The 23,039-nt window shown below is 67.3% G+C and carries 21 protein-coding genes and 3 tRNA genes; 11 read left to right on the forward strand and 13 right to left on the reverse strand.

The annotated features are described in order from the left end of the window. Nucleotides 1-264: 264 nt before the first annotated feature. Nucleotides 265-867, reverse strand: coding sequence for a cation transporter (locus QN357_RS08665; RefSeq protein ID WP_323504767.1), 603 nt, complete (start codon nt 865-867; stop codon nt 265-267). 51 nt (nt 868-918) lie between these two features. Here QN357_RS08665 and QN357_RS08670 point away from each other — a divergent pair, with 51 nt between their 5' ends. The 3 genes from QN357_RS08670 (at nt 919) to QN357_RS08680 (ending at nt 2,688) form a co-directional block, all read left to right on the forward strand. After that, nucleotides 919-1,092, forward strand: a complete 174-nt coding sequence (locus QN357_RS08670; RefSeq protein ID WP_166787281.1) for a hypothetical protein — start codon at nt 919-921, stop codon at nt 1,090-1,092. A gap of 10 nt (nt 1,093-1,102) precedes the next feature. Continuing rightward, nucleotides 1,103-1,798, forward strand: a complete 696-nt coding sequence (gene deoC / locus QN357_RS08675) for a deoxyribose-phosphate aldolase (RefSeq protein ID WP_323504768.1) — start codon at nt 1,103-1,105, stop codon at nt 1,796-1,798. 311 nt (nt 1,799-2,109) lie between these two features. Next, a complete protein-coding gene (locus QN357_RS08680; RefSeq protein ID WP_323504769.1) occupies nt 2,110-2,688 on the forward strand; it encodes a carbonic anhydrase in 579 nt (192 codons plus the stop codon). Between the two features lie 67 nt (nt 2,689-2,755). Here the strand turns inward: QN357_RS08680 and QN357_RS08685 are convergent, their stop codons facing one another. Then, nucleotides 2,756-3,304: an XRE family transcriptional regulator gene (locus QN357_RS08685; RefSeq protein WP_323504770.1), complete on the reverse strand. Its 549-nt coding sequence runs from the start codon at nt 3,302-3,304 to the stop codon at nt 2,756-2,758. Nucleotides 3,305-3,314: 10 nt separating this feature from the next. Further along, nucleotides 3,315-3,983, reverse strand: coding sequence for a cyclase family protein (locus tag QN357_RS08690; protein WP_323504771.1), 669 nt, complete (start codon nt 3,981-3,983; stop codon nt 3,315-3,317). Nucleotides 3,984-4,094: 111 nt separating this feature from the next. Here QN357_RS08690 and QN357_RS08695 point away from each other — a divergent pair, with 111 nt between their 5' ends. The 5 genes from QN357_RS08695 (at nt 4,095) to QN357_RS08715 (ending at nt 8,813) form a co-directional block, all read left to right on the forward strand. Further along, entirely contained in the window at nt 4,095-5,672 is a 1,578-nt protein-coding gene (locus QN357_RS08695; protein ID WP_134558669.1) for a purine-cytosine permease family protein, read from the forward strand. Beyond that, the gene (locus tag QN357_RS08700; protein ID WP_134448809.1) at nt 5,669-6,079 is read left to right on the forward strand and encodes a nuclear transport factor 2 family protein; all 411 of its coding nucleotides are present in this window, start codon (nt 5,669-5,671) and stop codon (nt 6,077-6,079) included. Before QN357_RS08695 ends, QN357_RS08700 begins: the two co-directional genes overlap by 4 nt. A gap of 81 nt (nt 6,080-6,160) precedes the next feature. Then, complete coding sequence (locus QN357_RS08705) at nt 6,161-7,168, forward strand: dimethylarginine dimethylaminohydrolase family protein (protein ID WP_323504772.1); 1,008 nt, start codon at nt 6,161-6,163, stop codon at nt 7,166-7,168. A 3-nt stretch (nt 7,169-7,171) separates the two neighbouring features. Continuing rightward, the gene (locus QN357_RS08710; protein ID WP_323504773.1) at nt 7,172-8,443 is read left to right on the forward strand and encodes a M20 family metallo-hydrolase; all 1,272 of its coding nucleotides are present in this window, start codon (nt 7,172-7,174) and stop codon (nt 8,441-8,443) included. A 55-nt stretch (nt 8,444-8,498) separates the two neighbouring features. After that, on the forward strand, nt 8,499-8,813 hold the full coding sequence (locus tag QN357_RS08715; protein ID WP_134558666.1) for a hypothetical protein: 315 nt from the start codon (nt 8,499-8,501) through the stop codon (nt 8,811-8,813). Nucleotides 8,814-8,973: 160 nt separating this feature from the next. Here QN357_RS08715 and QN357_RS08720 read toward each other — a convergent pair. The 6 genes from QN357_RS08720 to QN357_RS08745 all read right to left on the reverse strand — a co-directional run bounded on the left by QN357_RS08720 (nt 8,974) and on the right by QN357_RS08745 (nt 15,009). Beyond that, nucleotides 8,974-9,047 (reverse strand) — tRNA-Met (locus QN357_RS08720). Nucleotides 9,048-9,080: 33 nt separating this feature from the next. Further along, nucleotides 9,081-9,152: transfer RNA gene (locus QN357_RS08725), tRNA-Thr, on the reverse strand. Nucleotides 9,153-9,233: 81 nt separating this feature from the next. Further along, complete coding sequence (locus QN357_RS08730) at nt 9,234-11,111, reverse strand: glycoside hydrolase family 13 protein (protein ID WP_323504774.1); 1,878 nt, start codon at nt 11,109-11,111, stop codon at nt 9,234-9,236. A gap of 8 nt (nt 11,112-11,119) precedes the next feature. Further along, on the reverse strand, nt 11,120-12,028 hold the full coding sequence (locus tag QN357_RS08735) for a sugar ABC transporter permease (RefSeq protein WP_323504775.1): 909 nt from the start codon (nt 12,026-12,028) through the stop codon (nt 11,120-11,122). Between the two features lies 1 nt (nt 12,029). Then, nucleotides 12,030-13,652, reverse strand: coding sequence for an ABC transporter permease subunit (locus QN357_RS08740; protein WP_134558664.1), 1,623 nt, complete (start codon nt 13,650-13,652; stop codon nt 12,030-12,032). Nucleotides 13,653-13,770: 118 nt separating this feature from the next. Beyond that, on the reverse strand, nt 13,771-15,009 hold the full coding sequence (locus QN357_RS08745; RefSeq protein WP_134448826.1) for a sugar ABC transporter substrate-binding protein: 1,239 nt from the start codon (nt 15,007-15,009) through the stop codon (nt 13,771-13,773). A gap of 174 nt (nt 15,010-15,183) precedes the next feature. Here QN357_RS08745 and QN357_RS08750 point away from each other — a divergent pair, with 174 nt between their 5' ends. Both QN357_RS08750 and QN357_RS08755 read left to right on the forward strand, forming a co-directional pair. Then, entirely contained in the window at nt 15,184-16,860 is a 1,677-nt protein-coding gene (locus QN357_RS08750) for a glycoside hydrolase family 13 protein (RefSeq protein ID WP_134448802.1), read from the forward strand. Between the two features lie 89 nt (nt 16,861-16,949). Then, a complete protein-coding gene (locus tag QN357_RS08755) occupies nt 16,950-17,897 on the forward strand; it encodes a GTP pyrophosphokinase (protein ID WP_241975298.1) in 948 nt (315 codons plus the stop codon). 36 nt (nt 17,898-17,933) lie between these two features. Here QN357_RS08755 and QN357_RS08760 read toward each other — a convergent pair whose 3' ends face one another. The 3 genes from QN357_RS08760 to QN357_RS08770 all read right to left on the reverse strand — a co-directional run bounded on the left by QN357_RS08760 (nt 17,934) and on the right by QN357_RS08770 (nt 20,524). Beyond that, the gene (locus QN357_RS08760) at nt 17,934-19,232 is read right to left on the reverse strand and encodes a peptidoglycan DD-metalloendopeptidase family protein (protein ID WP_323504776.1); all 1,299 of its coding nucleotides are present in this window, start codon (nt 19,230-19,232) and stop codon (nt 17,934-17,936) included. Nucleotides 19,233-19,525: 293 nt separating this feature from the next. Then, entirely contained in the window at nt 19,526-20,356 is an 831-nt protein-coding gene (locus QN357_RS08765) for an inositol monophosphatase family protein (RefSeq protein ID WP_323504777.1), read from the reverse strand. 83 nt (nt 20,357-20,439) lie between these two features. After that, nucleotides 20,440-20,524: transfer RNA gene (locus tag QN357_RS08770), tRNA-Tyr, on the reverse strand. Nucleotides 20,525-20,692: 168 nt separating this feature from the next. Between QN357_RS08770 and QN357_RS08775 the strand changes: the two genes are divergently transcribed. After that, nucleotides 20,693-21,712 carry a LacI family DNA-binding transcriptional regulator gene (locus QN357_RS08775; RefSeq protein WP_134558660.1) on the forward strand — a complete coding sequence of 340 codons (1,020 nt, stop codon included), beginning with the start codon at nt 20,693-20,695 and terminating at the stop codon, nt 21,710-21,712. A gap of 135 nt (nt 21,713-21,847) precedes the next feature. On the opposite strand, the gene QN357_RS08780 is transcribed toward QN357_RS08775, so the two are convergent. Then, the coding region (locus tag QN357_RS08780) for an HlyD family efflux transporter periplasmic adaptor subunit (RefSeq protein WP_323504778.1) at nt 21,848-23,039 on the reverse strand (1,192 nt) is incomplete at its 5' end.

A 23,039-nucleotide genomic window follows, 5' to 3' on the forward strand; every position in this document is an offset into this window, starting at 1 on the left:
GCCGGGTACAGCTACATCGTCGAACCCTCCGCGGATATGAGACCACCCCGGAAACCCAAACCCGAACCGAAACCACCAGCCCCGATCGTGGACGTCTGGAACCTCGACCCCACACCCGAAGACCCCGACGACCCGACACCGTTCTAGAACCGGCGGGTCCCCCTCACTGGACTGCTACATTGTCCGGCCGCCGCAGCTATCGCTACGGCCCAAAAGCCACAGCAGCCGATGCGGGGACCGACCAGGCGACCGACAAGAACGGGATCATGGCCGGAATATGTGGATGGCTTCACGGACCGCGTAGTAGACGATCACATAGCCGGCGAGTGGATCGGCCCACCACCAGCCGAGGACGAGGTCGAGGTCGAGGACCAACCCCGCGAGTACGGCGACGGCCAGCACACCGTCGATCAGAGTGACTCGGCCTTCCGTGACGAGGACGGGATTTCCGAGGGCGCGGCCGGTCCGGGCCTTCCCGAACGCCAGTGCGAACATGACAGCGGCCGTTATGCCCGTCCAGACGATTCCGGCGACGCTCGGCGACGCATGGTGGTTCGACGCCAGGGCCACGGTCGATTGCACGGAGAGGTATGCGGCGAGCGCGACGAACGCGACACCGATCATCCGCAGCGCACGCTGCTGACGAGTCTCCCCCGTGCCGGACAGTTCCCAGAGCACGACTGTACTGGCACCGATCTCGATGAGGCTGTCGAGTCCGAATCCGACCAGGGCGACAGACGATGCGGTCACGCCGAGCACGGCCAGGATGGCGACCCCAACGACGTTCCAGCCCAGGGTGACATATTCGAGTCGTCGTCCTCGCCGGAGGAGAACCACCTCGGTGTCGACGGCTCCGGTTGAACGCATGCCGTCCAGCGTAGAGTGAATGTCTGGGCAGATAACAGGCTCAGAGGGTCGGTGCTGCGCACAGCGCTCCGCTCCCGAATCTCCCGAACCTCCCACATCGCCATCGAAGCCGGTCGGGGTGATGCCTGGTTTCGCCGACTGGACCTGGACGGTCGCGTCGTCTCGATCGAGGAATTCAGCGCATCGACCGCGCTGCACATCTCCCCCGAACTCGTCACCAGCTAAGGACCCACCCATGACAACCTCCCTCGTCGACACCATCAGCATCGCCCGCTGTATTGACCACACCCTGCTCAAGCCGGAGGCCACCACCGCCGACGTCACCGCCCTCGTTGCCGAGGCCATAGAACTCGGCACCTACTCTGTCTGCGTCTCTCCCTCCATGCTGCCGCTCACCATCCCGGAAGGGGCCGACCTCAAGGTCGCGGTCGTCTGTGGTTTCCCCAGTGGCAAGCACCACAGCATCATCAAGGCCGCCGAGGCCGCCCTCTCCATCGCGCAAGGCGCCGACGAGATCGATATGGTCATCGACATCGGCGCGGCCAAGGCCGGCCGCTTCGCCGACGTGCAGGCCGATATCGCCGCCGTGCGTGCCAGCGTCCCAGCACCGAAGGTGCTCAAGGTCATCATCGAATCCGCGGCGCTGACCGATGCCGAGATCGTCGCCGTGTGCGAAGCGTCCGTGGCCGCGGGCGCCGACTTCGTCAAGACCTCCACCGGCTTCCACACCGCCGGCGGGGCCACTGTGCATGCGGTGCGCCTGATGAAGCAGACAGTGGGCGACCGGGCCCAGGTGAAGGCGTCGGGCGGAGTCCGCAGCTTCGACGACGCCCTCGCCATGATCGAAGCGGGCGCGAGCCGCCTCGGCGTCTCCGGCAGCGCGGCGCTGCTCGCCGGCGCCATCCCGACCGGAGCTGCCGGGTCCTACTGACCCCCTCTCAGGCAAAGAATGACCCGGACTTCCGACGGAGTCCGGGTCAGTGTGGCGGGAGCGGGAATCAAACCGACGACGCCTTCCGAGCTTCCCGGTCAGCTGAAATGGCCGGAGAACTTATATGTGAGCTGCGACCAGGATCAAGGCGCGAGTTCTTGCGATATTCACGTCAGCTACCGCCCGACAACGAAGTGGACGACTTCCCCGGAACAATGCGCAACAAAGGCTTTCCGCTCCGGCATCGCTGACTACGCTTTCACAAAGTCCGCCAGCAGAGGCGGCTTACCCCCATCGTGAAGGACGCATCCATGACCGTTCTCGAAGAAGTCCTGTCCGCAAACAGCGCATACGCCGAAGCATTCGGCGACAAGTCAGAGCTCGCCCTGCCGCCGGCCAGGGGCTTCGCGATCCTCACCTGCATGGACGCGCGCCTCGATCCGGCCAAGTACGCGGGTCTGAGCGAAGGCGACGCGCACGTGATCCGCAACGCCGGCGGGCGTGCCTCCGACGACGCCATCCGCTCGCTCGTCATCTCCTACAAGCTCCTGGGCACCAAGGAATGGTTCGTCATCCACCACACCAACTGCGGGATGGAATTCTTCACCGACGAAGTCATCCGTGGACTGCTCGCCAACAGCCTGGAGACGGCTGCCCTCGGCGAGGCCGGCTTCTACGACGTCGGCACCGGCCCGGGTTCGGCGGAGGCGAAGTACGTCGACTGGCTGACGATCTCCGACCAGGCGTCGAGCGTTCTGGAGGACGTCGAACGCATCAAGGCGCATCCGCTCGTTCCCGCGGGAATCCCGGTCTACGGCTACATCTACGACGTGACGACCGGCCGGCTCGTCGAGGTGCCTGCGGCCACGGCAGCCGGCTCGGCGCACTGAGGCAACCCCTGCCCTGCTGAGGCGCGGTGCCGGGGCAAGCCTGCGGGCGCGAGCCGGCGATGTGCGTTTACGGCGCCGGGGCGAGCATCCAGATGACTTCGCAGGCGTCCGCCGGGGAGGGGTTTCGCCAGCGATGCGGATCCCTGCCGCGGAATGTCATCGCGTCACCCGTGGCCAGGAGGAAGACGTCTTCGCCGATGACCAGCTCGAGCGAACCGGCCAGGACGAGCACGAACTCCGCCTCGCTGTCCAGTTCGTAGAGGTCCGGGCCCGCCGAACCCCCCGGCTGGATGCGGGAGTGGATCACCTGCATATGGGTCTGCACCCCCGGCGTCAGCAGGAACTCCTCTGCGCCCTGGCCCCCGAAGTTGATCGGCGCCCCCTCACCGGCACGGACGATCTGGGTGGCCGGCGCCTCGAAGAGTTCTCCCACCCGGAGACCGACGACATCGCAGATCGCGACGAGGGAGGAAACCGAGGGCGACACCTGGTCGCGTTCCATGCGGCTCAGAAACCCCGAGGTGACTCCCGCCGCGCTGGAGACCGCCTCCAGGGTCAGGTTCTTGGCCTGCCGGGCTGCGCGGAGCCGCGCTCCAATCGGAATCTGACGTGCCATTTCAACGTCCCTACGGTTCGAGCCGAATCGCTACCGCTCGCACCGGAGCACCATCTGCCGCTTCAAAAGCTATCGGAAGAAGCGAGATCACCGGCGCAGTGAAGTCGATTGCCGCGATATTCGTCAGATTCTCCCCGATCACGCCGTCGACGTCTGCGATGAGGTGATGCACAGGGAATCCCTCACCAGGATGGGTCTCATCGGGGGTTTCATCGATGTTGATCGCGTCGATCGCGAACGTTCGCACGCCGAGCCCGATCAGGCGACGGCAGGCATCCGCATCGAGAAAAGGGTTCTCGAAATACCGGTCGGTGCCGTAGTACTCGCTCCAGCCGGTGTGCAGGAGGATGATCGAGCCCGGTCGCACCTGGTCGGCGACCGGCTCGATGAACTCCCAGCCGATGCGACCGCGGGGCCCTGCGGCCCGGGCGTCGACGATGACGCCGCGTCCGACGAAGCGCTCGAGCGGGATCTCGTCGATCTTCAGGCCGGTCTCGCTGAAGTGGAAGGGGGCGTCCACGTGGGTGCCGGTCTGGGACCCCATGGACACGTTGAGCAGATTGAAGCCGTCTCGTTCGATGGTGCTGTGCACGGAGAATTCGAGCACCGGATCCCCCGGGTAGACCTGCGTGCCCGCACCGACGGGGACGGAGAGATCGACAATCGATTGTTTCGTCATGGTAAATAATTCTTGCATATCTATCAATTTCCTCCCAGTGAACGTAATGTCATCTCAACTTCTTCTGCGCAGTCGGAGACCCCACCCGCTACGAAAGACAAGGCGTTCACCATGACCAGCAGCAACACTGGCGCCGGCGATTCCGGCACCGCCGTGCTCAATGCCCGACCCAAGATCACCGAGGTCGAAACCCACGGGATCGACACCATTCCCCACCCTGACCGCACATCGACGTGGGTCGACCTCCTCCGCATCCAGTTCGGCGGCGCCAACACCTTCGCGACCGTTCTGCTCGGCACCTTCCCGATCGTGCTCGGCCTCTCGTTCTGGCAGGCCGTGCTCGCCACCGTCGCCGGGGTGCTCGTCGGCACCGTCTTCCTCATGCCGATGGGCCTTTTCGGCCCGCGCACCGGCACGAACAATGCCGTCTCGTCCGGCGCGTTCTTCGGCGTTCGCGGCCGCGTCGTCGGCTCCTTCCTGTCCCTCCTCACCGCGATCGCCTTCTACTCGATCTCGGTCTGGGTGAGCGGTGATGCCCTCGTCGGCGCGCTCAACCGCCTGGCCGGCATCGAGGACTCCGTCGGACTCCGCACCCTCGTCTACGGCGTCATCGGCGTGATCGTCATCGTCGTCGTCGTGTTCGGCTTCCAGTTCATGCTCCTCGTCAACAAGACCGCCGTGATCGCAAACACCGCCCTGATCCTGCTCGCGTTCGTCGCGTTCTCCGGCACCTTCGACGCCGGATACAACCCCGGACCCGATGCCCTCGCCCTCGGCGGCTTCTGGCCCACCTTCGTCGCGTCCGCGCTCATCGTGATGGCGAACCCGATCTCCTTCGGCGCGTTCCTCGGCGACTGGTCTCGCTACATCCCGAAATCGACGCCGACGAGCAAGCTCCTCCTCGCCACCTTCCTCGGCCAGGCCCTCACCCTCATCCCGTTCCTGTTCGGCGTCGCCACCGCCACGATCGTCGCGGGCCAGGCAGACTACGTCTTCGCCCTCATCCAGGCCTCCCCGATCTGGTACGCAGTGCTCCTGATGGTTGTCGCCTTCATCGGCGGGCTGTCGACGGGCACCACCTCGCTCTACGGCACCGGCCTCGACTTCTCCTCGGTCGTGCCTCGCTTCAGCCGGGTGCAGGCCACCATCGGAATCGGTGTCATCGCTTTCCTGTTCATCCTCACCGGGCGTCTGTTCTTCGACCTGCTCGGTGCCGTCAACGCGTTCATCGGGGCCATCATCGTGACCACGACACCCTGGATGGTCATCATGGCGATCGGCTTCATCGTGCGTCGCGGACACTTCGATGCCCGCAACCTGCAGGTCTTCAACAAGGGCGAGACCGGTGGCATCTACTGGTTCAACTCCGGCGTCAACTGGCGCGGCATGGTCGCCTGGATCGGCGCCGCCGTGATCGGACTCCTCTTCGCGAACTACCCGCCCGTCATCGTCGGCCCGTTCAGCGCCCTGGGCGGCGGCATGGACCTCAGCCTCGTGACGGCCGTCGTCGCGGGAGCCGTGCTCTACCTCGGCGCCCTCTGGATCTTCCCCGAACCCCGCTACGTGTTCGGCGAGGAAGGCCCGCGGCTCGTTCCCTCCTCGAATGCGCCGCTCCAGGACGTCGTGACCGACCACGCCTCGAGCGCGGCCCGCGTGCACGCCAGGGCCGCCGCACGGCGCGCCTCATGAGCGACGACGTGGCCGACCCCGGCACCCCGGCCGCCGACGCCCTCGCCGCCGCAGACGCGCTGATCTCCGACTTCGGAAACCATCGGCGGGACGCGTACTTCTCCCGGTTCGCCCCTGAGGCGACGTTCCTCTTCCATTCGGCGCCCGCGCGGCTCGAATCCCGGGCCGCCTACGAACAGCTGTGGGACGAGTGGGAACAGCAGAACGGCTTCCGGGTACTCTCCTGCGTCTCGAGCGAGCGTCGGATCCAGGTCTTCGGCAAGGTCGCCGTGTTCAGCCACGACGTCGCCAGCACCGTCAGCTTCGACGACACCGTGGAGACCCTGGCCGAGCGCGAGTCGATCGTTCTGGAAAACCGGGGCGGCGCATGGCTGGCCGTGCACGAGCACCTCTCCGCGAGGTCGTGAGGTTCCCGTAGGAGCCGGACACGACATCCGCCCATGACCATATCGACACGCGTCCACACCCAGTCACCGAAAGAAGCATTCATGCACGAGATCGATTCCACCCTCGAGATATCCGACGGAAAGTTCCACCGGCTCCTCGGACCGGAGGCCCTCCCCGCGTTCGGCGACACCGGGGAACTCGAAGCGACCTGGGGACGGCGCTGGGGTGCCGCAGACGAGGTCGGCCGGCTGCGCTCCGTGCTGATGCGACGGCCGAGCCAGGGCCTCGCGAATGTGCGGGCGAACACCTACAACGAGGAACTCGGCGCCCTCGTCGACCCGGAACTGCGCTGGTACTGGACCGGGCGCGACACCCCGGACCTCGACCTCCTCAACGCGCAGTACGACGACTTCGTGACCACCCTCACCCGCAATGACGTCGAGGTGGTGTTCGCCCCCGAGCTTCCCGCCACGTTCACGAAGTCTGTGTACACCCGCGACCCGTTGATCACGATCCCAGGCGGAGCGATCATCGGGCGCCTCGCCCCGCGGATGCGCCGGGGGGAGGAACAGTCGATCACCGCAACGGTCGCCGCTGCGGGGATGCCCATCCTCGGCACGGTCACCGGCTCCGGCCTCGCCGAAGGCGGCAGTTTCCAGAAGGTGCGGCCGGACACGGCGTTCTTCGGCACCTCGGTGCGCTGCAACCCGGAAGGGTACCGGCAGCTGGCGAGGATCCTCGAGGAATTCGGCATCACCCTGAAGCGGGTCACGCTGCCCGGATACCTCATCCACCTGGACATGTGCGCCGTCATGCTCGACGACGACCTCGCCCTCGTCAACCCGCGGCTGGCGCCCTACGACTACATGGCACAGCTGTGGGACCTCGGCATCGAAACCATCGAGGTCGATCCCCGCGAGGAATGGGCGTGCAACATGCTCGCCCTCGATCGCCGCAAGGTGATCATGCCCGACCACTTCCCGCGGACGGCCGAGATCCTCAGCGACCGGCACGACGTCGAGGTCCTGCCCGTCGCCTACCGCGAGATGCTCAAGAACGGCGGCAGCGTGCACTGCTCGACCATGGAACTGCAAAGAGACTGGAGCTAGACGATGACCACGAACACAATTGTCGACGCGAACACCGAGGCGGATGCCGCAGCACTCCTGGCCGATTTCCACACCATGTCCGAATTCGGCGCTACCAGCGGCGGCGGCGTCGACCGTCAGGCGGCGAGCGCCGCCGACGGCCAGACGCGGTCCTGGTTCTCTGCCTGGCTGGCCGACCGCGGCTTCCGGGTGGAGGTCGATACGATCGGCAACATCTTCGGCCTGCTCGAGCTGGTGCCCGGCGCGCCGTACGTGCTGTTCGGCTCGCACCTGGACAGCCAGCCCCTCGCCGGGCGGTACGACGGCGCATATGGCGTGCTCGCCGCCGGGCACGCCGCGCACCGCGCACACCGCGATCTCGCGGCATCGGGAATCACGGCCCGGTACAACATCGCCGTGGTCGACTGGTTCAACGAAGAGGGCTCACGGTTCAAGCCGAGCATGATGGGCAGCGCGGTCTTCACCGGCCGACTCGACCTCGAGGTCGCCCTGGCGACGACCGACTCGAGAGGCACGAGCGTGCGGGAGGCACTCGACGCGATCGGCGGCCGCGGCGGCTTCGTCGGACCCGATGTGGCCGGCTACGCCGAGATCCACGTGGAACAGGGCCGCACGCTCGAAGACGCCGGGGTACCGATCGGAGTCGTCGCAAGCACCTGGTGCGCGTACAAATACGAGATCGTCGTACTCGGTGAGCAGTCCCACACCGGCTCAACCCTGATGCGGGACCGCCGCGATGCCCTTCTCGGTGCCTCCAAGCTCGTCGTCGCGATCAACGAGCTGGTCCGCGAGTTCGACGACGAGGTGCTGCACGCATCCGTCGGCGAGTTCACGGTCGGGCCCAACTCCCCCGTGACCATTGCACGCGAGGTTCGGCTGCTCGCCGACCTGCGCGCCCGGGAATCCAGCATCCTCGCCAGCGCCTTTGAAATTCTGCAACAGCGGATGCGCGCCATCGAGTCGGAAACCGGCGTGCGCATCGAGGTCCTCGCCTCGAGCATCTGGGAGAGCGGACCTTTTCTCGAGACCGGGCTGGCCATCACCGAGACGGCCGCCGAGCAACTCGGCCTCGACAGCATGCGGGTGCTCACCCTCGCCGGGCACGACGCCACGAATCTGAAGGAAACGGTCCCCGTCATCCTCATCTTCGTTCCGAGCGTGGACGGGGTGTCCCACAACGAGAAGGAATTCACCCACGACACCGACCTCGTCGCGGGCGCCCGAGTGCTCACCGAGGTCGTGAAGCGCCTCGCGCTCGGCGACTTCGCGGGGTAGTCGCGGCGGCGCGGTTGAGGCGTCGCGTCCGGGATCGGTCCCCTAGCATGGCCACATGGGCGAGATCGAGGCTGGGCAAGGCAACGTTTCCGAGTCAAACCGCTCGCGTCGGGTGAGCGTATCGATGGTCGTCCTCGGCGCCGTGGCGGCCGTCATCGGACTTGTGCTTCTTCTTCTGCCGAGCAATCAAGCGAGCTTCGGCTGGTACGCGTATGCGCCGCTCAGCGATTCGACATTCCTCCCGCCGGGCGGGCTGTTCTCGCCACAGAATCAGATCGGGACGGTGGTGTTCATCGTCGGGCTGGTCGTGCTCGCCTTCGGTGCCGGCTGGATGCTCGGGCAACGTCACGATGTGCGCCGTGCGGAATAAACCAGAACATCGAAATAGACGATGAGTTCGCGGCCCGAGGGAAGGGGCGCCGATAGTCGTGGTGATCGACAGCACAATCCAAAGTGCGGGGTTTGTGCGGGGTTGAGCCTCTGGATGGCACGAAGAAGCCCCGGACTTCGCTGAAGTCCGGGGCTATGTGTAGCGGGAGCGGGAATTGAACCCGCGACACCACGATTATGAGCCGTGTGCTCTAACCAACTGAGCTACCCCGCCACGACCTGCCGGCCTCACGACCGCCCAAGCCTGAGCCCCCTGTGGGAATCGGACCCACTACCTCTTCCTTACCAAGGAAGTGCTCTACCAATGAGCTAAGGGGGCAGAACTTCTCTTCAGAAGTTGCGCCCTGAATTTCGGCAACCGGTAAACATTATCATCTCCGCCGCCCTCCCCGTGACCGTTTCACCCAACGGGCACGAGCACCCCGGGAAGCGCCCAGGCCGTGAACGACGGGCCGGGCGCTGTGAGGCGGATGCCGTCGGTCGCGCCTACGAGCTCGGCGTCGCCAAGAAGCCGCATCGCGGCATCCGCTCCCGCCAGCGTTCCGGCCGGCAGGGACACCGCACCGGGCGCCCGTGCCGCCAGCACGAGCACGGACTCATCGCCCGTTTCGCGCACGAAGACGAGCACGTCGTCGTCGACGTGCAGCCAGCGCATCGAGCCTCCGTTGAGGGCCGGGTGGCCGGTACGCAGGTGGATCAGGGCGGCGTAGAGGTCGATCGTCTCCGCGACCGCCGGCTCCCCCGCGCTCGCCCAGGGCATCGGCGTGCGCGAGTGCTCGCCGTCGTCGCCGGTGAGGCCGAACTCATCCCCGGCGAAGACGACCGGGATACCGGGCAACGTGACCGACAGCCCGAACGCCACCGGCACGGCTCCGTCCAGGGCGTGAGTGCGGAAGCGAGGTGTGTCGTGCGTGTCGAGGGCGTTCATCGTGGCGAGCCGCGTGCGCCAGGGGAACCCGGCGGTGAAGCGGCGATGCGCCTCGACGAACTGCACCCCGGTGTACTGCGGGATCGTGCCATAGGGCAGGCCGAAGAACGAGGAGGGACTGTTCGGCTTCGAGAGCCAGCCCCAGACCGGCCGGGTGAAGTTCGCGTAGGTCATCGCGCCGTGCCAGGCGTCGCCCTGGAAGTCGCTCGCGGCGTCATTGGTGCTTTCACCGAGCAGGATCGTGTCGGGGTTGACCTCGATCATGGTGCGGCGGATGGTCTGGCGCACCTCGGCGTTGAGGTCGTCGCCGAGCATCCGCCCGGTCATGTTGGCGACGTCGATGCGCCAGCCGTCGAGGCTGTACGGCGGCTCGAGCCAGTGCGCGACGACGGAGTCGGGGCCCTCGATGAACCGCCGCCGGAGCTCTGCCGAGGCCCAGTTGAACTTGGGCAGGCTGCGCGCGCCGAGCCAGGAGGCGTAGCCGTCGTGCTCCTCGTCGAGCCAATAGTAGAAGGCACCCTCGGGGGCCGCCGGGGCGCGGTGCGCGGCCCGGAACCAGTCGTGGCGATCGCCCGAGTGGTTGGACGTGAGGTCGCCGATCACCCGGAGGCCGTTCGCGTGCGCGGCACTGACGAGCCGGACCAGGGCATCGTCGCCGCCGAGCAGGGGATCGACCTCGCTGAAGCTCGAGGCGTCGTAGCGGTGGTTGGAGGCACCGGGGAACACCGGGGTCAGGTAGATCAGGGTGATGCCGAGCCGGGCGAGGTGGTCGAGGTGGTCGACCACGCCGTCGAGGTCACCGCCGTAGAACTGGTGCGAACGACCGGGCTGTTCCCTGTCGACGCCGTCGCTCCAGCCCGCCGGGATGCCCCACGCGGGTGCCTCCCGCCCGTCGGCCCTCGCGGACCGGCCGAACCGGTCGGGGAAGACCTGGTACATCACGGTCGACCGCGCCCACTCGGGCGGCGGAGCAAACGTGACGAGCTTGAAGTCCTCCGAGTCGAGCGTCTCGATGGAATGCACGCCGCTCGCGTTCAGCCAGGCGTGGCTGCCGTCGACCCGCGTGAGGAGGAACCGGTAACCGTGCACCGGGTTCTCCACGAGCACCTCGGCCTCCCACCACTGGGCGCCGTCGACCCACTGCGTGCCGTCGACCGTGCCGAGCAGGTGCGCCGCATTGAATCGAGGCTCCCTGTCGGGGTTGGACCGCGCGTAGACGGCACTGACACAGCCGAACTGCCGGGGAACGCGCACCCGCACCCGCACCCTCTCCCCGAGCGCGGGAGTCTGGGTGGAGACGTAGAGCGGTGACCCGTCGTGATGGGGCTCTGCAGAGGGCTGCGGGCGCATCGTGCCGATTACTTGACGGACCCGGCGGTCAGCCCGCCGACGATGTACTTCTGCAGGAACAGGAACAGGGCCATCACCGGCAGCGCCGCGAGCACGGCTCCGGCGGCGAACACCGAGTAGTTGCTCGAGAACTCCTGGGAGACGAACTGGTAGAGGCCGACGGCGAGCGTCTGCTTCTCCGGCGTGATGAGCACGATGCTCGCGATCACGAACTCATTCGTCGTGCCGACGAAGGAGAGCAGGCCGACGACCGCGAGGATCGGGGCGACGAGCCGCAGGATGATCGTGAAGAAGATCCGGGCATGGCCGGCGCCGTCGATCTTGGCCGCCTCGTCGATCGAGGCGGGGATCGTGTTGAAGAAGCCGTACATCAGGTAGGTGTTCACGCCGAGGGCGCCGCCGAGGTAGACCATGATCAGCCCGATCTGGGTGTCGAGGCCGATCGCGGGGAAGATGTCCGAGATGCCGCTGAGCAGCAGGAAGATCGCGACGACGGCGAGGAGCTGTGGGAACATCTGCACGAGGACGAGCATCAGGAGCCCCGCCCGACGCCCGCGGAAGCGCATGCGGGAGAAGGAATATGCGGCGAGCGCTCCGAGGAAGACGGTGCACACCGAGGTGATCGTTCCGATCAGGAGCGTATTGCCGTACCAGGCGGCGTATGGCTGCTGCGGCAGGTTGAACAGGGTCGAGTAGCTGCCGAGGTCGACCTCGTTGAAGAGGCCGTTCGCCGTGATCAGGGTGCCACCCGGGTGCAGCGACGCGGAGAGCACGTAGAGCAGCGGGAATGCGGAGAACACGACCATGACGGCGCCGACGAGGTGCCGCCAGCCGGTGCGGGAGAACCACCGGCCGAAGTGGAACGGTCGTTTGGTCGGGATGTACAGGTCACTGGTTTCGGGGGCTGCGATTCGCATCTCAGTTCAACTCCTCTAGCGCCTTGGTCTGTTTGAAGCTGACGATCGACACGAGCGCGACCAGCAGGAAGATGATGATCGAGAACGCGCTCGCGAGCCCGTAGTCCCGGCTCGCGCCGACGAAGGCCACCTTGTAGACCATCGAGATCAGGATGTCGGTGGCCCCGACGTTCACGCCGGCCGTGACGTCTCGGGGACCGCCGCCGGTGAGCATGTAGATCAGGTTGAAGTTGTTGAAGTTGAACGCGAACGAGGAGATCAGCAGCGGCGCGACCGAGACGAGCAGCAGCGGGAGCTTGATCAGCCGGAACACCTGCCAGGGCCTCGCCCCGTCCACGGTCGCGGCCTCCTGGATCTCGGTCGGGATCGACTGCAGAGCCCCGGTGCAGACCAGGAACATGTACGGGAAGCCGAGCCAGAGGTTGACGAAGATGATGCTGAACTTCGCGAGCCATTCGTTGGTCAGCCAGGGGATGTCCGCCCCGCCGAAGAGCACCTGGTTCACGAAGCCGAATTGCGGGTTGAGCATGCCCGCCCAGACGAGGGCGGAGAGGAAGGCTGGGAAGGCGTACGGCAGGATCATCACCACCCGGTAGACGTTCCGTCCGCGCATCCGCAGGTCGTTGAAGACGATCGCGAGGAAGAGCCCGAGCCCGAACGTGGTCAGCACCGAGAGCAAGGCGAAGGCGAAGGTCCAGAGGGTGACGCTGATCAGCGGCCCGCGGATGGACTCGGAGCCGAAGGCGTGCACGAAGTTCGCGAAGCCCACCTCGACCTTCCAGCCGGGGAGCAGTTCCTCGCCGCTCGGCGCCACGAAGGAGCCGGTCTTGCCGTTGTCGGCGTAGACGACGCCGGTGCTGCTGTTCGTCATGGTGCCGTCGGCGGCGGAGTAGACCAGGTCGGAGACGTAGAGGTAAGCGCTCGACCCGTCGGGGGTGCGGAGGGACCCGTCGTTCGGGTCGTCCGAGACGGGGACGGAGAGCGCGGCGATCGCCTGCTGCTGGGCGACGATGTCGGCGAAGCGCAGCGACGTGTAGCCGGCGAGGCCGGTGGCCTTGCCCGTGGCATCCGTCGTCGCGTCGGTGACGACCCGGAGGGGGCTCGTCGCCGAACCGACGCTGATGGTGCCGTCGGGGTCGGTGACGAGGAAGCTGAACTCGCCGGACTGTTCGAGCACGGTGAGGCCGTAGCTCGCGGAGTCGGGAACCCGCTCCTGCGAGGAGACGATGAGCGCGTTGACCGCGTCGGCCTTGGTGCTGTTGTGACCGGTGCCGTAGTTGGTGAAGGCGATGTAGCCGGAGTAGCCGATCACGAAGATCTGGAAGATGAGCAGGAAGATCAGCCCGGGCGCGAGGTACTTGGCCGGGAGCTTCTGGTGGCTGAAGTAGATCCAGTTGACGACCAGGGTGACGAAGGCGACGAGGCCGACGACGACCCAGTCCTGCTTCATCACGAGCACGAAGAGGGCGTAGACGCTGATCGCGTCGACGATGCCCAGAAGCACGATTTTGACGAGGAGCACCTTGACCCCGGCGGAGGCGGCCTCGGCGACCCGGGCGGCCCGCCGGGAGCGTTTCGTCTGCCGGAGCTGCGCCGCGTCCTGCTCGGTGCGTGGTGTGGTCATCGTCGTCCGCTTTCTCGGGTGCAGGTTGTGCTGGTGAGCGGATGCCCGTCCTCGGGGGACGGGGACGGGCATCCGTCGTGCTGTGGTGCTTGTGGCGCTGTGGCGCTGTGGCGCTTCGTTACTTGATGGCGGTCTGGATGTCGGCGGTCATCTTCTGCCACAGGGCGACCGGGTCACCCTTCTGGGAGATGATCGCCGCTTCGGTGACACCCCAGAACTGCCAGACCTTGCCCATCTGCGGGATGCTCGGCATCGGGACGGCCGTGGCCGCAACCTTGCCGAAGCCGGCGGTGATCGGGTCGGAGCTGGCTGCCTCGAAGGCCGCGGTGTTGGCCGGAGCCCGCCCGCCGACCTTGTAGAGGGCGGTCTGGACCTTTTCGCTGCCGATGTAGTTGACCAGGAACTCGTTCGCGGCGAGGGCGTTCTTGCTCTTGGCGCTCACGACGAAGCCCTGCACGCCGACGAACGGCTGTGCGGTCTGGCCGCCGGCCGAGGGGATCGGGTCGACGGCGACGGTGATGCCGGCCTTCTGGGCGTCGGGGACGTTCCACGGGCCGGTGATCAGGAACGGCGAGGCCCCGGCGAGGAACTTCTCCTTGGCGATGTCGCTCGTGACGTTGAGGCTCAGGTTGCCTGCAGCGCCCTGGGCGCCGAGCCAGGTCGCGAAGCCCTCGCCACCGGCGTTGCCGATGGACAGGTCGTTCGCGTTGTAGCTGCCGTCGGCGTTGGTGCCGAAGACCGGGGCGCCGAAGGAGGTCTGGAACGGGTACAGGTGGTACGGGTCGGCGTCCGGGCCGAGCTGCACGAGGTACGGGAACTCGGTGCCGGCGGCCTTGCCCGCTGCGACCATGTCGTCATAGCTGGCGGGGGCGGCCGGGGCGAGCGCGGTGTTGCGGAGCAGCGCGATGTTCTCGATGGAGTACGGGACGCCGTAGGTCTTGCCCTCGACGCTCATCGCCGTGACCGCGACCTTCTGGTAGTTGGCGGCGGTGTCGCCGAGTTCGACCGGCTGCACGACGCCGTTGGCGACGAAGTTGCCGAGCCAGTCGTGGGCGGCGATCGTGATGTCCGGGCCCTTGTCGGTGGGAACCTGGGCGATGAACTCGTCCTGGATCTTGGTGAAGTCCTTCTGGACCAGCTTCACCTCGACACCGGTCTCCTGGGTGAACGCTGCGGCGGCATCCTTGAGCACGGGTGCGCGGTCGGCGTCGACCCAGACGGTCAGGCTTCCGGAGCCGGCGGCGGCCGTGGAGCTCGCTGTCGAGGCGGCCCCTCCGCCTGAACAGCCGGTCAGGGCCAGTGTTGCGGCGGCCAGTACGGCGCCGGCGGCAAGCAGGGCTTTCTTCTTCACCATCATTGGTGTGCCTCTCATAGAACGAACAAATAAAAGTGCAAGCGTTTACATGTTTAGTCGATCGGCTGTTGATTGGCAATTCAAAGCACGATGGTATTTGAAAGTTTGTCGGAATCGTTTAAGCATAGATTTCTGCAAACGCTTTCATGAGGGATTCCATGCAGTAAAGTTTTCGTCATGACAGGCTCCGAATGGTGGCGTACCGCCGTTATCTACCAGATCTACCCGCGCTCGTTTGCTGACTCGAACGGCGACGGTATGGGCGACCTCGCCGGTATTACCAGCCGACTCCCGGCCCTGCGCGATCTCGGGATCGACGCGATCTGGCTTTCACCGTTCTATACGTCGCCCCAGCGCGACGCAGGCTACGACGTGGCCGACTACTGCGACGTCGATCCACTCTTCGGCACCCTCGACGATTTCGCCACCCTGCAGGCGACGGCGCACGATCTCGGCATCCGGGTCATCGTCGACCTCGTGCCCAACCACTCCTCGAGCGATCACCCCTGGTTCCAGGCCGCCCTCGCGGCCGGCCCAGGCAGCGAGGAGCGCGGGCACTACATCTTCCGCGACGGCAAGGGCGTCAACGGCCAGCTGCCGCCGAACAACTGGGAATCCGTCTTCGGCGGTCTCGCGTGGACCCGCGTCATGGAGGCCGACGGCACTCCTGGCCAGTGGTACCTGCACCTCTTCGACTCGAGCCAGCCGGACTTCGACTGGCAGAGCCCCTGGGTGCGCGCACAGTTCCGCGACGTGCTGCGCTTCTGGCTCGACCGCGGCGCCGACGGCTTCCGGGTCGACGTCGCACACGGCATGATCAAGGCCGCAGGCCTCCCTGACTACACTCCCCCCGCGGACGGCGGCAGCATGGGCGGAGCCACCGCGCTCGAGCCCGGCGTCGTCGCCGAGTCCGCCGCGACCGCCCCGTACTGGGCGCAGCCCGGAGTGCACGAGATCTACCGCGACTGGCGGCTCGTGCTCGACGAGTACCCCGGCGACCGGATCCTGGCCGCCGAGGCCTGGGTCGACCCGCTCAGCCACGTCGCCGAGTGGGTGCGCCCAGACGAGATGCACCAGGCCTTCAACTTCGCCTACCTCGAGACTCTCTGGGGCGGCCCAGCCCTCCGCCGCGTCATCGACGATTCCCTCGCCGCGTTCAGCGCGGTCGGGGCGCCGAGCACCTGGGTGCTCTCCAACCACGACGTGGTCCGGCACGCTTCGCGCCTCGCGCTGACGGGCGACAACCTGCAGGGTCACGGCATCGGCCCGAAGACGGTCGGCCTTCCCGATACCGTCGTCGGCCTGCGTCGCGCGCGGGCGGCATCCGCCCTCATGCTCGCCCTGCCCGGCTCGAGCTACCTGTACCAGGGCGAGGAGCTCGGCCTGCCCGAGGTCGTCGACCTGCCGGACACCGCTCGCGAGGACCCGACCTGGTTCCGCACCAACGGTGAACGCTACGGCAGGGACGGATGCCGCGTGCCGCTGCCCTGGGTCGGCTCTGCGCCGTCCTACGGTTTCGGCCCGACCGCGGCCAGCTGGTTGCCGCAGCCGGCCATCTGGGGCGAACTCGCCCGCGACGTGCAGGAAGGCGTGCCAACGTCGACCCTCGAGCTCTACAAGCTCGCCCTCAGGCTCCGCAAGGAGCACGGCCTCGGGCTCGGTTCGGTGTCCTGGCTGAACGGGCTGGACGGGCTCGGTGACGCGGTCGTGGCGTTCACGAACGGCAGCGTGACCGTTGTCGCGAACACGGGGGCGGCATCCGTCACGCTGCCCGCCGGCGAGGTGCTGCTCGCGAGCGAACCGCTCACGGGACGCACCCTGCCCGGCGACACCACGGCCTGGCTGCGCGCCTAGCTCCACCCTCCCTCAGCGGCTGCCGTTCAGCCCGAAGTGGGAGGATTGAGGGAGCGGCGCCGATTGGGAGCCCGTAGAAGGAGCACACCGTGACCGCCCCACAGACCGACAGCGTCGCCGGCATCCAGCAGAGCACGGATACCGACCTGGTCGCGCAGGAGAGCACGGATACCGACCTCGTCGTCGAGTCCGGTTCAGGGCCAGGAACCCGGTCTGGGGCTCGCGCAGTGTCCCGTGCAGGAGCCTACGTCGAGACACACGCGGAAACACACGCTGAGATGCAGGCCGAGAGCGACGCCGAGAAGGCGCGCCACCATGAGATCAAGACCGAGCTCACCCGCTTCATGATGTCCTACAAGTTCGCGACCGACGAGATGATGACGAAGATCAACATCCTCAAGGAAGAGTTCGCGTCCATCCACGACTACAGCCCGATCGAGCATGTCAGCTCCCGGATCAAGTCGCCGGAGGGGATCCTGAACAAGGCTCTCCGCAAGGGCTGCCCGCTCGACCTCGAGGACATCCGCCGGCAGATCCAGGACATTGCGGGCATCCGGGTCACCTGCAGCTTCATCTCCGACACCTACCGGGTGCTCGACATGCTGACCAGCCAGGAAGACGTCACCGTCCTCGAGGTCAAGGACTACGTCGCCGCCCCCAAGTCGAACGGCTACAAGAGCCTGCATCTGATCGTGGCGATCCCGGTGTTCATGTCCGACCGGGTCGAGCCGGTCACCGTCGAGATCCAGATCCGCACCGTCGCGATGGATTTCTGGGCGAGCCTCGAGCACAAGATCTTCTACAAGTACCGCGGCGTCGTGCCGGCGAACCTCGTCGCCGAGCTCAAAGAGGCAGCGGATGTCGCCAATCGCCTGGACATCCAGATGGAACGCCTGCACAACCAGGTCGTCGCCCTCGAACCCACGGTGCGGGCAGGGGACGACCTACTGAGCATCGCCGGACTCACCCCGTTCGCGCTGCCGACGAGCCTGCTCGAAGCCATCGATCGCGGCCGCACGAGCGACGCCACCGACTAGCGCCACCGGCTGGCGCCACCGGGCGCGCGGGGGGCTCTAGTTCGTGTTGGCGCGGAGCCAGACGAGCGGGTCGACGTGGACGCCGTCCTTGCCGCCGAGGCGGATCTCGAAGTGCAGGTGCGGGCCGGTGGACATTCCCGTGTTACCGACCTTGCCGATGACCTGGCCGACCTTGACGACGTCGCCGGTCTTGAAGAGCATGGAGCCGTGGATCATGTGCGCGTAGACGCTCGAGACGACCTTGCCGTCGATGACGTGGTCGATGATCATATGCACGCCGAGGCTGCCTTCGCCGTCTTCGGTGAAGCTCACGACGCCGTCGGCGATGGACTGGATCGGGGCGCCGATGCCGGGGTTGAAGTCCTGGCCCTGGTGGTCAGCGGAACAACCGGCGCAGTTGCGATAACCGAACCGGTCGCCGATGTGCACGCCGACCGCGAAGGGCCACTGGATCGTGCCGTTCGGGTTGTTGGTGAAGGTCGCTTCCATGCGGATGCCGCTCGCCGCTGCGACCTCGGCGATCGACTTCGATTCGAAGCCGTCACGCGTGACGGAAATCGTGTCCGTGCCGCCGTCCATGCTGAGCGTCTGGGCCGGCTCGGCCGGTGAGGTCTGCGTGGAGAGCCGGGCGGCGGCCTGCACGTCGGCCGAGGAGAGCAGCGCCTCGGCGGGAAGCGATGTCGACACGGCCATCAGGGCGACGAAGGCCATGGCGACGACCGTGACGCCCGTCGTGGCGAGGCGGCGCAGCTTCGGTGCCGGCCGCTGGGACGGCGCCTGGACGGCGGGTCGCTGGGTCGACTGCTTCATCGTGCCGCTGCGGAGTGCCCGAGAGGCGGTCCGCGACCCGGTCCGAGACGGGCGGACCGGCTGGCCGCCGTCGTCCAGGGCCCGGATCGCCCCGGCGGCACCGTGGCCGGACTTCGCGGCGCGAACCTGGGACCTGGTCGGCAGGGGGATCGAGGTGGTCGGCGTCCCGGCATCCGTCAGGAGCTGGTCGAGGTCGGTCACGGGTGCGTCTGCGGCGGCCGGGGCAGCAATCAGGCGGTCGGTGTCGTTGACCGTCACGGCGGCGAGTTCGGGTTCGGCGAGTTCATCGGCGAGGACCTGCGCAGCGTCGGCGCTGAGTTCGATCGGCCGCACGGCGTTCGGAACGGCGGGAACGGCGGGAACGGCGGGAACGGCGAGTGCGTCGGCTGCTGCGGCGCGGTGTGCAGCGGCCAGGGGTGTCGCGGCGAGGCGTTCCTGCTCGCGCAGTTCCCGGCGGGTCAGTGCGGCCGGATGCACGGGGACAGCCTGCTGGACGGGCTGCGCCGGAGCGGAAGAATCGGTCACTGCCGGGCTTCCAGAGTCACTCGCGGCACGCGCGCGTTCACGCGGTGTGGAGGAGTGAGAAGACAAAGTCGGGTGGATTCTTTCGGCGGGGCTGACAGTGGCGAGAGAGTGGTCGTCTTGGCCTGGCCAAAGTAACGAATCACTACAGGCTAACCCGCGAGGCCCGAATATTCCATTCCTGTGCACGTAATGACACCCCAAAACGGGGTATTTTGCCGTCACTATTGGGGGCGCTGTTTCGGCCGGATTTCCGCTGTCACCCCGGCATCGGCGGGCATCCGGCGGCCGACGCGTCACCGTTCCTGAGAACTCATGAATTCGCTGAAGAGTGGGGCCAGTATCGGCTCGAAGTCGGCGTACAGGTCGGGTGCCCCTGCGATCAGGAGGTCGATTCCCTCCCGGTCCTCGCCGAAGGCTCCGACGCGCGCGCCGGCCTCGCGGGCGACGAGCGCGCCAGCGGCCTGGTCCCACGGGTTGAGCCCGCGCTCGTAGTAGAGGTCGAGGCGCCCCGCGGCAACCGAACAGAGGTCGAGCGCGGCCGAACCGATCCGGCGGATGTCCCGTACCCGGCCGATGAGGCCGTGTACGACGTTCGCCTGCCGCAGCCGCATGGCCGCCCGGTAGGAGAACCCGGTTCCGACCAGTGCGAGGTTGAGGGGAACGCCGGTCTTGACCTGGAGCCTGCTGCCGTTGAGGTGTGAGCCGCCGCCCGCCGAGGCCGTGAAGAGTTCGCCGAGCGCCGGGTTGAAGACGGCGCCGGCCACGGTCGTCCAGGTGGCCGGGTCGTCGCCCTCGACGACGGCGACGCTGACGCCCCAGGCGGGGATCCCGTAGAGGAAGTTGACCGTGCCGTCGATCGGGTCGACGACCCAGGTCAGGCCGGAGGTGCCGGGGGTCGCCGCGGATTCCTCGCCGAAGAAGCCGTCATTCGGCCGCGCCTCGGCGAGCAGCGCGCGGATCAGGTTCTCGGTCTCCCGGTCTGCGAAGGTGACGATGTCCTCCGGCGAGGACTTGGACGCGGCCACCTCGACACCCTCCGCGCGTCGCCGCGCGGCCAGCTCCCCCGCGACGAGCGCGGTGTCCTTGGCGAGGCGGAGCAGTTCGGTCCGGGCGGGAGCAGTCATGGTTCCACGGTAGATGACGCAGGGGAGAGCCGGGAAGGAGACGCAAAAACCCCCGGAAACACGGGGTTTCCGGGGGCATTGGGTGGTGGCAAGTGAGGGATTCGAACCCCCGAAGTCTACGACGGCTGATTTACAGTCAGATCCCTTTGGCCACTTGGGTAACTTGCCATTGCGCACCCGACCATGTGAAACCACCTGACCGGAGACGCTCAGACAGAATACAAGGGAATTGCCCCCGTGCGAAATTGCGTCCGGAACCGTCGCTGACGGCTGGCGGATGCGCCCGCTCGATATGATCGCTGAAGGGCCATTTCCCCCTGACTTGTGAGGAGCCGCATGGTCGGCATCGACGACGTCGCCCGCCAGGCGGGCGTGTCCACAGCGACGGTGTCCCGCGCCCTGAGCGGCAACGGGCATGTCTCCCCGGCCACCCGGCTCCGGGTCGAGACCGTTGCGGGGGAACTCGGCTACGTCGTGTCCTCGAACGCCTCAAGCCTCGCATCCGGTCGGATGAAGAACATCGGCGTCGTCGTGCCGTTCCTCGACCGCTGGTTCTTCTCCAATGTCGTCGAGGGCGCGCAGAAGGCGCTGCTCCGCGGCGGTTTCGACCTCACCCTCTACAGCCTCGCCGGGGACTACGACGAACGCCGCAGCGTCTTCGAGCACTTCCTGCTGCGCCAGAGAGTGGATGCCGTCATCGCGGTCTCCCTCGAGCTGAGCCCGGATGAGGTGGCCCGGTTGCACGCGCTCAAGAAGCCGCTCGTCGGCATCGGCGGTCCGATCCCCGGGGTGCGTACCCTCACGATCGACGATGTCGCCGTCGCCCGTCTCGCGACCGAGCACCTGCTCGCGCTCGGGCACACCCGGATCGCGCATATCGGAGGCAACCTCGAGCTCGACCTCGACTTCCACCTGCCGACGAACCGGCGGCTCGGCTACGAGCTCGCGCTGACCGGCGCGGGCATCACGCCGACGCCCGCCCTGTTCCAGGCGGCAGACTTCACGGTCCGCGGCGGGTACCAGGCCGCGAAGCAGTTGCTCGGCAACCCGCACGAGCGTCCCACCGCGATCTTCGCCGCGTCGGACGAAATGGCGATCGGCAGCATCCTCGCCGCGCGCGACCTCGGACTGGTCGTGCCGCGGGACGTCTCCGTGGTCGGGACGGACGACCACGACCTCGCCGACTTCTTCGGGCTGACCACGATCGCCCAGTTCCCGCAGTGGCAGGGAGACAAGGCCGTCGAGATCCTGCTCGACGAGCTGCAGCCGGGAAAGCACGACCCGGTCGGACTCGACACCGCCATCCCGTTCGAGCTGATGGTGCGGTCGAGCACCGCCCGCCCGGCCCAGGGCTGAACCTCACCCGTTCGCGCCCCGCGTCGAATCCACCGCCGCCCCCGTTCCGAATTCAGGAGTTGCGCCCGGCTGAACCGGTTTTCTGACCGGTTCTGGCCGGAATCCGAGGCCATCTCCTGAATTCGGAACGTGGGCTCAGCCCTGGGGCGGGGTGCCACCGCTGAAGCCGCTGAAGTCGCCGGATGGCGGGCCGCCCTGGAAATCGGTGCTGCTTCCACTGCTCGAACCGCCGAGGCTGGTGAGGCTCGAGCTCGTGTCGGCCGCGGTCCCCGGGATCGCGTCGTCCAGGTCGGCGAGGATCACGACGTCGCCGGCCACGAGGCCGGAGTCGATCTCGGTGAACTCGGTGCCGACCGCGCCGACCGTGACCGTCGTCGAGGTGGAGGTACCGGCGACGAGCACGTCGACGGTGTATGCCGAGCCGTCGCGGTGCACGGCAGAGGTCGGCACGGTGAGCACGGCATCCGTGCTCTCGATCGCGACCGTGACCTGGGCGGAGGCCCCCGTCAGGATTGTGGCGTCCGTCGCGTCGACGGCGAGGGTGACCGCATATTTCGGCGTCGACGACGTCGAGACGTTCAGGATGCCGATGGAGCTGACGACCCCGGTCAGTTCCGTTCCCGTCGTGGCGAGTTCGATCTTCGCGGTCTGGCCGACCTCGAGGCTCGCGACGCTCGCGAGGGACACGGTCGAGTCGATGACGTAGCCGTCATTGCCGAGGATCGTGATGACGGCGGTGGTCGACGCCGCCGAGACGGTGTCGCCGGCAAGGATCGCCACCGCGGCGACGGTTCCGGCGTACGGGGCCGTGAGGGTGGCGAGGGTGGCCTGCTTCTGGGCGATGGCGAGCTGAGCCCCTGCCGCGGCGATGTCGGCCCGGTCGGCGACGATCGTCTCGGCCGAGGCGACCGTCGTCGTCGCCGTCGAGCCCGTGCCGGCTCCGGAGATGGTTCCGGTCGTCCCGGTGGTTCCGGTGGCGGTGGACGTGGTGCCCGTTGCTGTCCCTGACGTGGTGCCCGCGGTTGCTGCTGTACCCGTTGTCGTGCCGGTCGCACCCGTTGTCGTGCCGGTGCCGGTGGCTCCCGTGGTCCCGGTTGAGCTTCCGGTCGTCGCGGTCGTCGTGGCGGCATTCGCCGCCGTGACGGCGTCGGTGAGGCCGGTGACGGCGGAGTTCAGCGCGGTCACGAGGGTCAGCACGTCCTGCTGGGCCGTGTCGACGGTCTTCTGGCCGGCGAGGACCGCGGTGATGGCGGTCTGGCAGGCGGCCAGGTCGGCCTTCGCGGCGGCGAGTCGCTCGGCGGCGGTCGCAGGGTCAGCGGTCGCCGCG

This window comes from Cryobacterium sp. RTC2.1 (genome assembly GCF_035018685.1).
Classification (GTDB): Bacteria; Actinomycetota; Actinomycetes; order Actinomycetales; family Microbacteriaceae; genus Cryobacterium; species Cryobacterium glucosi.